This is a genomic window from Pseudopedobacter beijingensis (assembly GCF_042678145.1).
Taxonomy (GTDB): Bacteria; Bacteroidota; Bacteroidia; order Sphingobacteriales; family Sphingobacteriaceae; genus Pseudopedobacter; species Pseudopedobacter beijingensis.
Genome location: NZ_JBHUDG010000018.1, coordinates 46,788 through 61,992 on the forward strand (window position 1 = coordinate 46,788; position 15,205 = coordinate 61,992).

10 protein-coding genes are annotated in these 15,205 nt (G+C 35.5%); 8 read left to right on the plus strand and 2 right to left on the minus strand.

Translation table 11 applies throughout. The features are described 5' to 3' along the window. Nucleotides 1-103: 103 nt before the first annotated feature. Together purL and ACFSAH_RS11745 are read right to left on the minus strand one after the other, a co-directional pair. Complete coding sequence (gene purL, locus ACFSAH_RS11740) at nucleotides 104-3,796, minus strand: phosphoribosylformylglycinamidine synthase (protein ID WP_379662933.1); 3,693 nt, start codon at nucleotides 3,794-3,796, stop codon at nucleotides 104-106. Between the two features lie 1,438 nt (nucleotides 3,797-5,234). Further along, the gene (locus tag ACFSAH_RS11745) at nucleotides 5,235-5,810 is read right to left on the minus strand and encodes a Crp/Fnr family transcriptional regulator (RefSeq protein ID WP_379662934.1); all 576 of its coding nucleotides are present in this window, start codon (nucleotides 5,808-5,810) and stop codon (nucleotides 5,235-5,237) included. Between the two features lie 117 nt (nucleotides 5,811-5,927). On the opposite strand from ACFSAH_RS11745, the gene ACFSAH_RS11750 reads away from it, so the two are divergent. The 8 genes from ACFSAH_RS11750 to ACFSAH_RS11785 all read left to right on the plus strand — a co-directional run bounded on the left by ACFSAH_RS11750 (nucleotide 5,928) and on the right by ACFSAH_RS11785 (nucleotide 15,102). Then, complete coding sequence (locus ACFSAH_RS11750) at nucleotides 5,928-6,224, plus strand: MerR family transcriptional regulator (protein ID WP_379662935.1); 297 nt, start codon at nucleotides 5,928-5,930, stop codon at nucleotides 6,222-6,224. Nucleotides 6,225-6,802: 578 nt separating this feature from the next. After that, entirely contained in the window at nucleotides 6,803-7,453 is a 651-nt protein-coding gene (locus ACFSAH_RS11755) for a DUF6266 family protein (RefSeq protein WP_379662936.1), read from the plus strand. A 268-nt stretch (nucleotides 7,454-7,721) separates the two neighbouring features. After that, complete coding sequence (locus tag ACFSAH_RS11760) at nucleotides 7,722-8,087, plus strand: hypothetical protein (RefSeq protein ID WP_379662937.1); 366 nt, start codon at nucleotides 7,722-7,724, stop codon at nucleotides 8,085-8,087. After that, nucleotides 8,006-8,557 carry a CHAP domain-containing protein gene (locus ACFSAH_RS11765; protein WP_379662938.1) on the plus strand — a complete coding sequence of 184 codons (552 nt, stop codon included), beginning with the start codon at nucleotides 8,006-8,008 and terminating at the stop codon, nucleotides 8,555-8,557. The genes ACFSAH_RS11760 and ACFSAH_RS11765 overlap by 82 nt, the downstream gene beginning before the upstream one ends. Further along, entirely contained in the window at nucleotides 8,554-9,024 is a 471-nt protein-coding gene (locus tag ACFSAH_RS11770; RefSeq protein WP_379662939.1) for a hypothetical protein, read from the plus strand. Before ACFSAH_RS11765 ends, ACFSAH_RS11770 begins: the two co-directional genes overlap by 4 nt. Before the next feature lie 170 nt (nucleotides 9,025-9,194). Beyond that, nucleotides 9,195-11,903, plus strand: coding sequence for a class I SAM-dependent DNA methyltransferase (locus tag ACFSAH_RS11775; protein WP_379662940.1), 2,709 nt, complete (start codon nucleotides 9,195-9,197; stop codon nucleotides 11,901-11,903). A gap of 18 nt (nucleotides 11,904-11,921) precedes the next feature. After that, nucleotides 11,922-13,913, plus strand: coding sequence for a DEAD/DEAH box helicase (locus ACFSAH_RS11780; protein ID WP_379662941.1), 1,992 nt, complete (start codon nucleotides 11,922-11,924; stop codon nucleotides 13,911-13,913). Next, nucleotides 13,906-15,102, plus strand: coding sequence for a GIY-YIG nuclease family protein (locus ACFSAH_RS11785; RefSeq protein ID WP_379662942.1), 1,197 nt, complete (start codon nucleotides 13,906-13,908; stop codon nucleotides 15,100-15,102). The genes ACFSAH_RS11780 and ACFSAH_RS11785 overlap by 8 nt, the downstream gene beginning before the upstream one ends. Nucleotides 15,103-15,205 lie beyond the last annotated feature (103 nt).

The window sequence follows — 15,205 nt, forward strand, 5'->3', positions numbered from 1 at the left end:
CGGAGTCGAAATATGCCTTGAGTGGCACTAAATAGACTTCGACTCCGTTCAGCCTGACAAAAAACACTAATTTGAGACAGCCCGTTTTTTAGATTTTGTTATTTTATTTTTTATTTTCTTCAATCCATTTTCTGGCATTTACGAAAGCTTCAATCCAAGGGGTAACCTCATCAGATTTTCTGTTGCTTGGGTAAAAACCATTTTGCCAAGGGAATATTGCTCTTTCTAAGTGTGGCATCATGGCTAAATGACGGCCGTCTTTAGAAACAATAGCTGCGGTATTATCTCTGGATCCGTTAGGGTTTGCAGGATAAGTTCCGTGGCTATAGCCAATAGCAATATTGTACTCGCTGCACTCGTAAGGGAACTCGAATTTTCCTTCTCCGTGAGCAACCCAAATACCTAATTTAGAGCCAGCTAAAGATTTCAATAAGATTGAGTTGGTGTCTTTGGCAACATTCACGTTCAGGAAGATAGATTCGAACTTACCAGAACTGTTATGCTTCATTTTTACTCTTTCTTTATGCTCAGGATAGATTAAGCCTAACTCTACCATTAACTGACATCCGTTACAAACACCTAAAGATAAAGTGTCCGGACGAGCGTAGAAGTTATCTAAAGCTGCTTTTGCTTTTTGGTTGTATAAGAATGCACCAGCCCAACCTTTTGCAGAACCTAACACGTCTGAATTGGAGAAACCACCCACATAAACAATAAAGTTTACATCAGAAAGGTCTTCTCTACCAGAAATTAAGTCGGTCATGTGAACGTCTTTCACGTCAAAACCAGCTAAGAACATAGAGTAAGCCATTTCACGATCGCCGTTTACACCTTTTTCTCTGATGATAGCTGCTTTAATACCGCTTTTTGTTTTTCTGCCATGCTCTAAACCTAAATCAACCAGTTTTCCTGTAAAGTTCTCAGGGAATCTGAATTCGATGGCGTGGTTGGTATAGTTCTCGAAACGCTCTGTAGCCAATTCAGGCTTAGTTTGTTTCAGGTCTAATAAATAAGAAGTTTTGTACCAGGTAGTTCTTAAATCGTCAACATTGAAAGATTTTTTGTTACCGTTTAAGCTTATTGTTAATTCGTTACCTAAAACTACTTTACCAATAGTTTGGGCATTAACACCTTGGGCTGCAAGTTTGGCTTTTATTTCTGCCGCATTGCTTACCTGAAGTACCAAAGCAGGGTTTTCGGCAAATAATACTTTAGTTAGACTCGTTTCGTTGAAGAAATCAACGTTGGCGTCAATAGTAATATTCTTTTCTGCAAAACACATTTCTAATAAAGTAGTAATTAAACCACCAGAAGAAACGTCATGTCCTGCAAGAACTAAATCATTTTCAATTAAATCCTGAACCGCATTGAAAGCAGCTTTAAAATAAGCAACATCTTTAATGTCAGGGGTATTATTTCCAACTTTGTTTAATACCTGTGCAAAAGAAGATCCACCTAAAGCCAATTCAGATTTAGTTAAGTCAATATAAATCAACTCTGTACCTTCTTGTTTTAACAAGTTTGGCGTAACGTGTTTTTTAACATCGGTAACTTCGCCAGAAGCAGAGATAATTACAGTACCCGGAGAGTAAACCACGCCGTCTTTGTATTTCTGCGTCATAGATAAAGAATCTTTACCCGTCGGGATATTGATTCCCAATTCGCAGGCAAAATTACTTACCGCTTCAACCGCGTCGTATAAACGGGCATCTTCACCTTTGTTTTTACAAGGCCACATCCAGTTGGCACTTAAAGAAATACCAGCAAGGCCACTTTCTATCGGTGCAAAAACAATATTTGCCAAAGATTCAGCTATTGCGATTCTAGATCCGGCAGCAGCATTAGCTAAAGCAATCGCAGGAGCATGTCCTACGGCTGTTGCTACACCCGCTTTTCCTCTGTAATCCATTGCCATAGCACCAAAGTTGCTTAAAGGCAATTGTAAAGAACCAACGTTTTGTTGTTGTGCCACTCTACCTGTTACAGAACGGTCTACTTTATTTGTTAACCAGTCTTTACAAGCAACAGCTTCTAATTGAAGAACTTCGTTTAAGTAAGTGTCTAGTTTTTCTTCTTTATATTCGATATCAGAGAAACTTTCTGTTTGTTTCTCGTCAGTCATAATCGTTTTTGGAGGATTACCGAACATATCTTCCAATTTCCAGTCGATAGGTTTTTCGCCCGTAACTGAAGATTCAAAAGTGAACTGATGGTCGCCAGTAATATCACCAACTACATAGAAAGGTGCTCTTTCTCTTTCAGCTACTTTTTGTAGAGTATCAATATCTTTCTCCTGAATCACCAATCCCATTCTTTCCTGAGATTCGTTTCCGCAGATTTCTTTAGCAGAAAGGGTAGGGTCGCCCACAGGTAATTTAGATAAATCAATTTTACCACCTGTAGCCTCAACCAATTCAGAAAGACAGTTTAAGTGGCCACCTGCACCATGGTCATGTATAGATACGATTGGGTTGTGTCCGCTTTCCATCATCGCTCTGATAGCGTTGAAAACCCTTTTTTGCATTTCTGGGTTAGAACGTTGAATGGCGTTTAATTCAATAGCGCTGTTAGATGCTCCTGTATCTAAAGAAGATACTGCCGAACCACCCATACCAATGCGGTAGTTGTCGCCACCCATCACTACAATTTTATCTCCAGCTTTAGGATCGTTCTTTTTAGCATCTTTATACAAACCGTAGCCAATACCACCAGCTTGCATAATTACTTTATCAAAACCAAAACGTTTACCATTTTCTTCGTGTTCGAAAGTGAAAACAGAACCGTTAATTACCGGCTGACCAAATTTATTTCCAAAATCAGAAGCACCATTAGATGCTTTGATCAGGATGTCCATTGGTGTTTGGTATAACCAATCTCTTTCCGGCATACCGTTTTCCCAATCTCTTCCTTTTTCTAAACGAGAATAAGAAGTCATGTAAACTGCTGTTCCGGCTAAAGGTGCACTACCTATACCTCCAGCAATTCTGTCTCTAATTTCACCACCAGAACCTGTAGCGGCACCGTTGAAAGGCTCTACCGTAGTAGGGAAGTTGTGTGTTTCGGCTTTTAAAGAAAGTACAGAATCTACCTCTGTAACTTCAAAAAAGTCTGCTTTATCTTGTGTAGCCGGAGCAAATTGCTCCATTTTAGGCCCTTTAGTGAAAGAAACGTTATCCTTATAAGCAGAAACTACTTTGTTAGGATTGGTCTCCGTGGTCTTTTTGATTAATTTGAATAGAGAAAGTGGTTTTTCTTCACCATCTATAATAAAACGACCATTGAAGATTTTATGACGGCAGTGTTCCGAATTTACCTGAGAGAAACCAAAAACTTCAGAATCTGTTAGTTTACGTCCGTTTTTCTCGGCAACAGATTTTAAGTAATTGATTTCTTCGTCACTCAATGCCAAACCTTCTTCTTTATTGAAGGTGTCAATGTCATCAATATATTTAATAGGCTCTGGTTGGATATCGATTTCGAAAATATCCTGTCCCAGACCATTGTAAATTACTTCCAGCATGCTGTCGTGTGCAGCATTGGCGTTGTCTACTTCTGAAAATTCCTCGATACGTAAGATTCCCTGAATCCCCATGTTTTGGGTGATTTCTACAGCATTTGTTGCCCATGGGGTTAACATTTCTTTACGTGGCCCTTTAAAAAATCCCTCTAAAGTATTGTTATCTAATACTTTGCCGTCTAGCAGCCAGTTCAGTTTTTCTTTGTCTTCTGAGGAGATTGGGTTTTGAGAATGGATGGCGTAAATACTACCACTATTGCTTTTAGCAAAAACGATCATGATTCTACTTTAGATTGAAAGCGCAAAGATACATAAATCACTTTGTTTATAGGAGCTTTTTTTAAGATTATATGTGTTATTTTATACTGTTTTGTAGATTGGTTTCTTTTTGTGTGGATGGTTTGAGGTTTTAATAGTCGATAGTCAATAGACCATTGTCCATAGTTGATTGACTATAGTTCATCATTGATCGTTATAAATCATTCATAGTTATAATCGTTCATCATTCAGAAGTTTATCGTTTCTACCTTAAATAAACTCCGTCACCCTGAGGTATTCGAAGGGTCTGTTTGTTGATTGGTAATGACTGTTAATACTTGCTGTGCTAAGATTTTGATAATGAGATTGCTTCGTTCCTCGCAATGACGATTTGTTTTGTAGTCCATTGTCCATAGTCGATAGACCATGGCTCATCATTCACTAGCTATAATCGTTCATAGTTATAACAGTTCATCGTTTTAAAAATTCATCGTTCAGAAGTTTATCGTTTCTACCCTAAATAAACGACGTCACCCTGAGGCACTCGAAGGGTCTGTTTGTTGATTGGCGATGACTGTTATTATTTGAGTGTTATTTTATTTGCCTTTACTCATGGCTTTCCGGCTTCTTGACCAGCCTAGTCAAGATACTTTTTTCCGCAAAAAGTATCCAAAAACTCTCCGCTACGCCCAATTCTTTGAAAAGGTTTTGCTAGGGCTTGACCTGTGTGTTCCGAATTGTTCTGATGCGGAATTTAAAGCTAAACGGATGTTTGTTATTCGGCCAAATCTTATCAGGACGTTTGATGTTCTTAGCAATGGCTTGTAGTAGTTCATCATTCATAGTTATATAGTCCAGAGTTTATTGTTTTAACAGTTCATCATTCATAAGTTTATCGTTTCTACCTTAAATAAACGATGTCACCCAGAGGCACTCGAAGGGTCTGTTGGTTGATTAGCAATGACTGTTAATACTTATTATTATGCTAATATTTTGATAATGAGATTACTTCGTTCCTCGTAATGGCGATTTGTTTTGTAGTCAATTGTCCATAGTCGATAGACCATAGTTTATTATTTTAACATTCATAAGTTATAATCGTTCATCATTCTAAAGCAGTTCATCGTTTCTACTTTAAATAAACGACGTCACCCTGAGGCACTCGAAGGGTCTGTTTGTTGATTGGCGATGACTGTTAATACTTTCTGTGCTAAGATTTTGATAATGAGATTACTTCGTTCCTCGTAATGACGATTTGTTTTGTAGTCAATTGTCCATAGTCGATAGACCATAGTTTATTGTTTCAACATTCATCATTCATAGTTATAATCATTCATAGTTTCATATAGTTCATCATTACAATAATTCATCATTCAGAAGTTCCCCATAAAAGCAAGGCAATTTTTTGATAATTAAAGCAAAATTCTATTATTACTACACAAAAATTGATTGATTTAAATCAAGATATAGCAGTGTTTCTGATACGGCTGAGTGTTTCGGGAGCCATATTAAGAAAAGAAGCAATCTGTCCCAGTTTTAGACGAGAGAGTGCCCATGGCATCAGCTCTTTAAATTTGGTATAACGTACAGAACGGTTGAGGTAGAGGAGTAAGGCTGTATGCTGGTCTTTCAGACAATGCGAGTATTCCAGTAAAAAGCGGGCAATATAATTCGACTCCGGATACAATTGGTACATACTTATCAGATCCCGATAATGCAACCCTAATAAATAGGAGTTTTCTTCTGCAAAGACGGTACAATGCGATTTTTGATGTATATGAAAGCTACGATGTTCTATCAGAAAATCCTGTTCTTTATAAAAAGCGGTAATCTGTTTACGCTCTTCTATGTGTGTATATGAAACCAAAAGTCCGTTTATAACAAAGTAAACCATTTGCAAAATTTCTCCCTGATTATAAAGAACGTCATTTTTTGAAATTCTTAAAATACGGAGGCGATGTAGCAGAAATATTTTCAAACTTTCTGATAAAGGATGTATTTCATCCAGATATTTTAAGAGTAAATTTCTTTCCATAGCATTATTTGATTTGGGTTAACTTATGTTTAAACTAACAAGATTAAATTAGAGTTACAAACTTATTTTTTATTTCCTGACGTATATAAATTTAATTTTTTAAAAAATAATACTGCTATGATTGAAATTTTACAATTTTTACAAGAGCTCCCAGTGATTAAAGGTGAGATTCAACAAATCGCTGAATTATTGAAAAACATAATGGAATTGAAGCTTAAAGAGGGGCAGCTTCAGGCCTTAGAAAAAGACCATCTGGTAGATTCCAGTAAAGTGAAACAACTATTGGGTATCAGCGATAGTACTTTGTTGCGTTATAAACAGAAGGGTATTCTGGTTCCAAGAGCATTGGGTGGCAAGTTTTATCTGTTGTCGGATATTTATGCCGTGGAACAGCAGTTTAACAAAGACAGCTGAATTTCATATCCCGATATCGTCTTTTTCCAAAGACGGTATCGGGGCAGAAAATTAAAAAATCAAAATTTTTGTAGTCCATAATTCATAGTCCATAGTCGATGGTCCATGGTCGATGGTTCATCATTAAAAACTCAGCATTCATAAACTCCTTACGTTTTTCCCTCATTTCACCCTCTGTTCTCTTAATCTCCTCCGTACCATCTCCTTTGCAAAGCTTACGTTTTTCTTACGCTTCTCCTACAGTTCTCTTACGTTCCTCTTACGCGGGGCTTACGTTTCTCTTACGTAGCGCTTACGTAACGTAGAAAAAAACTAAGAAAAAGGTAGTAAAAACGCAGGTAAACTACCGGATGAGGTCACCGTTTGCTTATAACCAGTTTCTGTAATTTCTGGTAAAAACGAAAAACAGGAGATCCAAAACTATCAATATCAGTCAATGTTGGTCAATACCCATCAATAAGCGTCACGCTGTTTTTTGTTGCATATCAGTGCTTTATGTTTGTTTTATGGCAGGCAAAATATACCGGTATCAGCAAGTGGCCATGTGGTTTAATTATTAATTTTTAAAATCAAAAAAAATGGGACGTTATAATCGAGGAATACTCGGGAACTTTTCCGGCAAGGTCGGAACGGTTATAGGCAGTCATTGGAAGGGCATAGACTATATGCGCAGTCTTCCCAGAAAATCGGGCAAGGCGCCCTCAGAAAGTCAGCTACAGCAGCATTTGAAGTTTGCACTGGCAGTACATTTCAACAAACCTATCAGTGCGCTGGTAAATACAGGTTTCGGTAATCTGGCTAAAAAGCGGGTAAGTGGTTATAATCTGGCGGTGCAATACACTATGAAGCATGCCATTACAGGTGCTTTTCCTAATTATGAGCTTGATTACAGTAAGCTGGTCATCAGTTCGGGGTCTTTGGCTCCGGTTACAGACGCTGTAGCTACTTCATCGGCACCTAAAAGTTTAATCATTAGCTGGGAAAATAATGCTGTGGGCGAGCATAATGCACATGCAGACGACAAGCTTATGTTTTTGGTGTATAACCCGGCAAAAGCGCGTTATATCTTTCTGATAGAAGGGGAAAGCCGTGAGAATGAAAGTCAGGAGATTACCGTACCGCTTAATTTTTCGGGAGATGAAGTAGAGGTTTATGCTGCTTTTATTTCCAGAGACGGCAATCAGGTATCTGACAGTGCCTACGTTGGTAAAGTGCTGATTGCTTCTTAAAGATGGACCTCTCGGAAGAAAAGAATGCAATTGTTTAGCGAAGTAAGGGACGAGAGCCTGAGTTGAGCTAAAATAAATCCTGCTCTATTTTACAAGAGGCGGGGTAAGCAGGTGTCTTCTGAGATGGTTTCATGGCTGTTGAAGTGGATGTATATGCGGCCTTATAAGTGCTGTGTTTTATCTGAAACAGCTTAAATAGCTCCCTCTGTCATTGGGGATTACCTCTGTCGGGGGAGCTTTTGTTTTTTATTTCACTCAAAATTTCTGTATGATGATTACTTTAAAAATTTTTCAATTTTCTTTTAAGCCCTATGCGGTGCTGCTGTTTTTTAGTATGCTCTTATTGCTATGGTGGAGCGCACCTCTATGGGTTTACCGGGTAGATAGTACCATTGGTTTGGTAGATCAGGGAATATGGTACCTGATTGTTCTGGCTATTCTGGTATTTATGTTGCTATTGGCCTTGTGCTGGTGGCTTTTAGAACATTTTTTGCATACGCTGGGACTTCCGGATATATATGCTATGGTTTCACAAATTAAAATACTTTCGATATGGCAGCAACTCGTATTTTACTGGGCTTCTTTTGCCTTATTGCTATCTACGGCCATAGCCTGTCTGGTGGCTATCTGTTAAAGAAACAGCAGGCTGACCTGCAAAGCAGAAACCGGATTGTACAGCTGGCCCGTAACGAAATTGGCGTACGGGAGCTTACGGGGAATAATGATGGTAAACGGGTGGCCGAATACCTGAAAGCGGTGGGCTTGCAGCAAGGATCGCCCTGGTGTGCCGCATTTGTAAGCTGGGTTTTCCGACAGGCTGGCTTTGCGCTGCCCCGTACGGCATGGTCTCCGGCTATGTTTAATGCTTCGGTAAATGTAAAGGAGGCACAAACGGCTGTGGTTTTCGGTATCTACTTTCCGGAGCTGAAAAGGGTCGCTCATGTAGGATTGGTGGAAAGGGTAGATGGCGACTGGCTGATGACTATTGAAGGCAATACCAATGTGACCGGATCACGGGAGGGCGATGGCGTATACCGTAAAAGAAGGCATCAAAAAACGATTTACCGCTATGCCGATTGGGTAGGAAAGGAAGGCGGGTTATGAACGTCTTTAGCTATAGCGTTGCTATCCTGTTGCTGTTGGCCTGTTGCGCTCGTAAATCTTCCCATTATCGATCTGTCAGCAAAGATTCTCTGGTTTTAAATGTGCAGACAAACTTACGGGACAGTAGCGCATTGTCAGAGATAAGCCGTGAATGGGATCATGCTCATTCAGAGCTTTATCAGGTCTCCATTATCTCACAACAGCCCTTTCAGTGGTATCCGGATTCGGGTGTACGTTTGGATGGTGGACAGTTGGTGATTTCCAGATTGAAACAGAATAGGCAGAGGGAAAAAATGATGGATCAGAGGGAACAGCATTTGCTCAAAGGAGAAGAAAAGAGGGCAATAGAAAGGAAGCAAATTAAGCAAAAGGAGGTAAGGCAGGATAAGCGGGGGAATGGTTTTAAGTGGATTGTAGGAGGTGTGCTGATATTGTTGGGTTTGGGATGGTGGTGGGTGAGAAGGTGAAGGGATTGGATTGGCATTCAAATATTGATTGATTTTTAATAATTCAATATTTAATTTGGATGATGAGAACGCTCTCCGGTTGGGGAGCGTTTTTGTTTATCTTTTTGTTGATTGAATGTATCTACATTCTTTTTATATTCGAACCTTACTTGTAAATAAGGATTATTAGAATGAAAAAGTCTGAAATTCAACAGAATCTGCAACAGATAATAAATAATATAGATGAAGAAAATTTTATTTATAATTTTCTTTTGGCTTTTGGACTTTCTAAAACGACTATTACTAGACTAAAAAAGGGAGATTATAATTTATCGAATAAGGAAGGAGAGTTATTTTATAAAAGCAAAATCTTCTTTAAAATTGAAGAAACAGGTAACTTATTAAATAAAATTGATGAGTTGTCAAAAAGCGACAAAGTTCTTAAACATCGTCCTCGCTTTATATTTTTAACTGACTTCAAAACTATAATTGCTACTGATACTAAGCTAAAAACAAATAAAGATTTTTCTTTTTCTGAACTTCCTAAATACATAGATTTCTTTTTACCTCTATCTGGTGCTGAAATTTATAGAGTTAGTACCGATAACAAAGCTGATAGAGAGGCTGCCTATAAATTAGGAGAATTATATGAGATATTAGTTACAGACAATCAGGATTGGATAGCAGAAGGGAGTCATCAACTTAATATCTTTCTTTCCAGATTGTTATTCTGCTTTTTTGCGGAAGATACGGGTATATTTAATCAAAAAAGTATTTTCATAGAGACATTGGTCAATAATACAAAAGAAGATGGTTCTGATATAGATAAATTTCTAAATTTATTATTTAAAAAGCTAAATTCTGAAACTAACGACTTCCCTGATTATTTACAAAAGTTCCCTTATGTAAATGGAGGATTATTTAAAGATTCTATTAAAAGTCCAAAATTCACGAAAAAGTCAAGAAATATTTTAGTTTCTTCAGGAGAATTAGATTGGAGCGAAATTAACCCCGATATTTTTGGTTCAATGATTCAAGCAGTCGCAGATCCTATTGAACGTAGTGATTTGGGTATGCACTATACTTCTGTTCCAAATATTCTAAAATTAATCAGACCATTGTTTTTAGATGAACTGGAGGAAGAATTCGAAAAGAATTTTGATAACTATAATGGTTTGAGAAAGTTAATAAATAGAATATCCAAAATTAAATTCTTTGATCCTGCTTGTGGTAGTGGTAATTTTTTGATTATCACGTACAAAGAAATCCGAGCTTTCGAGATAAAAATAATTAAAAGACTTATTGACTTAATTCCTCAAGGACAAACTATACCTATTTATTTTACTTCTATACAGCTTTCTCAATTTTATGGGATTGAGATTAAAGACTTTGCTCATGAAATGGCTATTTTATCTTTGTGGTTAGCAGAACATCAAATGAACCAAGTTTTTGAAACAGAACTGTTAGACTATGGACAAGTTAAACCAATTTTACCTTTAAAACAGGCAGGAAATATAATTTGTGGAAATGCAACGAGGATAAATTGGGAAATAGTCTGTTCAAAAAGTGGAGCAGATGAGATTTATATTATAGGTAATCCGCCTTACTATGGGGCTAGAAAACAAGATAATAATCAAAAAGAGGATATCGAATTTAATTTTGGAAAAGGCAAAGGAAGTAATAATTTAGATTACATCTCTATATGGTTCTATAAGGGAAGTAAATATATAGAGGGAATTAATGCAAGTTTAGCTTTTGTTTCTACTAATTCCATATGTCAAGGGGAACAGGTTTCGTTATTATGGCCTAAAATTTTTAAAATTAATGTAGAAATTTCATTTGCTTACTATTCTTATAAATGGACAAATAATGCAAAAGGAAATGCAGGGGTTACTGTAGTTATAATTGGGTTAACAAATAAGACAAGTAAACAGAAGTATCTTTATTTAGGTAATATTAAAAGAGAAGCAAAAAACATAAATGCATATTTGTTAGATTATAAGGATATTTACGTTGTATCTAGGTTAAAACCGTTATCAAGGCTGCCAGAAATGAATTTTGGTAATATGGCTAATGACGGAGGTTATCTATTTTTAACTTCTGAAGAGAGAGAGGATTTAATTAAACAAAATCCTGAAACGTTAAAGTATATAAAAAAATTATATGGCTCATTAGAATTCATTAGGGGACTTGATAAATATTGCTTATGGATAGAAGATAAAGATTTAGATTATGCATCGAGTATAAATTTTATTAAAAATAGAATTAAAGGAACTCAAAATTCTCGATTACAAAGTAAAAGAAAAGCGACTAATAAATTAGCTGCAATTTCTCACAAATTTGCAGAGATTAGACATCAAAATTCAGAAGCTATCTTTATTCCAAGCGTCTCTTCTGAAAAAAGAAATTATATTCCGTTAGGTTTTTTAAACAAGGATGATATAATTGTAGCTCCAAATTTAGCTATTTATGATGCACAGCCTTGGCTTTTTGGTGTTCTTCATTCTAAGATGCACATGATTTGGGTTGATGCCATAGGTGGAAAGTTAGAGACACGATATAGATACTCAGCAAAATTATGCTATAACACTTTTCCTTTTCCAAATATTTCTGAAAAGCAAAAGGAAATTATTAACCAATATGTTTTTGCTATTTTGGATGAACGAGCTAAATATCAAGACAAAACTATTGCATGGATGTATAATCCAGAAACGATGCCTTTAAATCTTAAAAAAGTACATCAGGAATTGGATGAAGCTATAGAAAGAATTTATAGATTAGCTCCGTTTAATTCAGATGCAGAGCGTTTAGAATATCTTTTTAAACTCTATGAAGAGATGATAAAAAAGGATACCTTATTCGCTAAAGAAAAGAAGGTTAAGAAGAAGAAAATCCAGTAATTATCAAAAGTCAATAGAATGCAGAATAGTGAATATATCAAACCTATAAACTTGGTTAGTGTCACTTATGCCCAAACAGGTAAAAGTAAGCAAACTAATGAACTTGGCATGCGGGAAATGCAGGCAAAAGCTTATGAAGCCCGTACAGCTAAGTATTTGCTATTGAAAGCTCCACCAGCATCGGGTAAATCAAGAGCATTAATGTTTATTGCTTTGGATAAGTTGATAAATCAAGGTTTAAAAAAAGTTATAGTCGCCGTACCCGAACGCTCCATAGGTAACTCTTTTATCCCTACAGAATTAACCAAATATGGATTTTATTCTAATTGGGAGCCAAATCAAAAATATAATTTATGTACACCGGGAAGTGATACAAGCAAAGTAAAAGCGTTTCACCATTTTTTACAGAGTAGCGAACAAATATTAATTTGTACACATGCTACTTTACGTTTTGCTTTTGAAGGACTAAATGAAAAAGATTTAGATAATTGCTTGATAGCAATTGATGAGTTTCATCATGTATCTGCTGACGGAGACAATAAATTGGGTAATGTGATGCGTAATATCATGGAGAAATCAAGTGCACATATTGTTGCTATGACAGGTTCTTATTTTCGAGGTGATAGCATTCCTGTATTATTGCCAGAAGATGAAAAAAAGTTTATAAAAGTGACCTACAACTATTATGACCAGTTAAATGGATATGAATATTTAAAATCTCTGGGAATTGGATACCATTTCTATCAAGGGAGATATTATAAAGTCCAGCCAGAAAGAAAAATGTCTGCTTTGGAAGAGATTTTAGACGAAAATTTAAAAACTATTATACATATTCCAAGTGTTAATTCTGTTGAATCTTCAAAAGATAAATATGAAGAGGTAAATCATGTAATAGATTGTATAGGAGAACTAGAGTATCAAGATTCCGAAACAGGAGTTATGTATGTGAAAAGTAAGCGTTCTGGTAGAATACTTAAAATTGCAGATTTAGTTAACGATAATCAAACAGAAAGGGATAAGATTGTTGCCTATTTAAGGGGAGTTAGTTCTCCGGATGATATAGATATGATTATTGCGTTAGGAATGGCAAAAGAAGGTTTCGATTGGCCGTTCTGTCAACATGCTCTAACAATTGGTTATCGTGGATCATTAACAGAAATTATTCAAATTATTGGTAGAGCAACCAGAGATAGTGATAATAAAACACATGCTCAGTTTACTAATCTTATTGCGCAACCTGATGCCGTAGATGACGAAGTTAAATTAGCAGTAAATAATATGCTGAAGGCTATTACGGCATCTTTACTTATGGAGCAAGTTTTAGCTCCTAATTTTAAGTTTAAACCAATGGATTTTGACGATGATGGGGAAAAAAATGGAGATGAACATAATGAAAATACGATTAAAATAAGAGGATTTAAAGCGCCGACTTCACAAAGAGCAAAAGATATTATAGAAAGTGATTTAAATGATTTGAAGGCAAAAATATTACAAGATGATACTATGCTCAAAGCTTTACCGGGAAATATTGAACCGGAAGTGATAAATACTGTTTTAATACCAAAAATAATTAGAGAAGTTTACCCAGATTTAAGTGAAGAGGATGTAGAGGCAGTTAGACAATATGTAGTTATAGATTCTGTTATTAAAAATAGTACAGTTGAAGAACAGGGTTCAAAGAAATTTATAAGAATGGCAGGTAGCTTTGTGAATATTGATGATATTCATATAGATTTAATAGATACTATAAATCCATTCCAAAAAGCCTTTGAAATATTGTCAAAAAGTGTTACAACCTCTGTCTTAAAAACGATTCAAGATACTATTAATGTAACTAAACTAGAGATTACGGAAGAAGAAGCTATTATACTTTGGCCAAAAATAAAAGATTGGGTACAAAGAACAGGTGAAAAGCCTAATATTCAATCATACGATCCTAAAGAGCAAAGAATGGCACAAGCTTTATTATTTTTACAAGACGCAAAGAGAAAAAGGGAACAAAATGGCTAAATCTTTAGATGATATATTTAATGATGATGATTTTGGACTACTAGATTCAAAAGATAAAAAGTCATTTGTTAAGACAGATGAGGATAGACTTATAGATTCTTTTGAAGAAATAAATATATTTTATGAAAAGAATAATAGAGAGCCATCAACGAGTTCTATGTCTGAGTATGGAATTTATGCCAGACTAAAAGAAATTAGGAATAATGAAGACAAGAAAATTATTCTTAAACCCTTTGACCGTTTCAATTTACTAGGGGAAGTAGAAATAAAAAATGAAAGCATAGAAGATATTTTTAATGATGATTCTGGACTTTTAGAGATTGAAGGAGATATATCAATTTTTGATTTTAAACATACTCCAACAGAGTCAGATAGGGCTAAATCTGATTATATAGCACAAAGAAAGCGACTATCTGAAAGGGAATTTAAGAAATATGAAGCTATGTTTCAGCAGGTTCACAAAGAACTTAAAGAGGGTAAGAGAAAATTGCTTCCATTTAATGATGCTGAAAAGAACTTAGTAGAAGGAAATTATTATTTAGTGGATGGACTTTTGGCTTATTTAGAAGTCTCTAATGCAGCAAAAGTATTCAAAGAAAATAAATCTGGCGATAGAGTAAGATTAGAGGGTAGAACTGTGACTATATTTGAAAACGGAACAGTATCGAATCTTTTATTTAGATCTTTAGCGAAAGCAATTCAAAAGAATGGCAAGTTAGTTACTAATACAGATGGAGGCATCGAGGATGAACTGTTTAAAAATTCTTGGTTAGTATCAGAAGAAGACGTAAAGAGTGGATGGATTTATATTTTAAAATCTAAATCTCAAAAGCCAGAGATTAAAGAAATTTCGAATCTTTTTAAACTGGGTTTTTCTACTGTTCCTGTTTTGGAAAGAATTAAAAATGCATCAAAAGAAGCAACTTATTTATTTGATGATGTTGAAATAGTAGCAAGCTATAAATGTTACAATATCAATATGCAACAATTAGAAAATCTGCTTCATCGTTTTTTTGCAAAAACATGTTTAGATATAGATTTATTCGATAAAAAAGGAAAAAGGTATATTCCGAGAGAGTGGTTTGTAGTTCCTCTAGAAATTATAAATGAAGCTATAGATTTAATGCTAAATAATACAATTATGAATTATAGATATGATTTAGCTAGAAGGAGGATTTGTTTGAAATAACATATTAACAGAATTGGCTAGTTTAGTTCTTGTGTATGTATTTTATAAATTAGTAATTTGTTGTTTTTATAGTTGTTTAGGTGTATTTTAATTTAATCAATTT